1 protein-coding gene is annotated in these 768 nt (G+C 77.5%); it reads left to right on the top strand.

Annotated features, from left to right (window positions below):
• Positions 1-768: DUF58 domain-containing protein (locus Q6969_RS16055; RefSeq protein ID WP_317231332.1), on the top strand; the 768-nt coding region annotated here is incomplete at both ends.

Below are 768 nucleotides of genomic sequence, written 5' to 3' on the forward strand. Positions count from 1 at the left end.
GGCCGGCTACGCCCTCGGCTGGCGCGAGCTCGTCGCGGTCGCCTGGACCGCCGCGGCGCTGTGGGTCATCGCGCTCCTGCACCTCGTCGGCTCCGCGGGCGTGGAGGTGTCGCTGCGCCTGCCGCGGGACCGGGTCGTCGCGGGGGAGCGCGCGCCCGCGACCGTCGCCGTGCGGAACCCGCTGCGGCGCCGGGCGGTGGGGCTCACGGTCGAGGTGCCGGTCGGATCCGGGCTCGCCGAGATCCACGTGCCCTCCCTCGCGCACGGGCACTCCCACGAGGACGTCTTCGTGGTGCCCACCTCGCGGCGCGGCGTCATCGCGCTCGGCCCCGCCCGCATCGTCCGCGGCGACCCGATCGGGCTGGTGCGCCGCGAGTCCACCGAGGCGGCGGCCACCCGGCTGCTCGTGCACCCCCGGACCATCGCGATGCCGAGCACGAGCACGGGGTTCGTCCGCGACCTCGAGGGCCGCGCCACGCGCGACCTCACGGACAGCGACGTCTCGTTCCAGTCCCTCCGCGAGTACGTGCCGGGGGACGCCGTGCGCCACATCCACTGGCGCTCCACCGCGAAGACCGGCGTGCACATGGTGCGGCGGTTCGAGGAGACGCGACGGAGCCACATCATGGTCGCGCTGTCGCTGAGCGCCGACGACTACGGGGACCGCGACGCGGCGGAGGGGACGGGATCGCTGCCGGCGTCGGCGTCGGCGTCGGGCGCGGCCGGCGCCGGGCCGGCCCCGGGCGGTGACGCGGCGTTCCCGGCGGG

Origin of the sequence: Clavibacter sp. MX14-G9D, from assembly GCF_032917815.1 — a bacterium.
GTDB classification, from domain to species: Bacteria; Actinomycetota; Actinomycetes; order Actinomycetales; family Microbacteriaceae; genus Clavibacter; species Clavibacter michiganensis_K.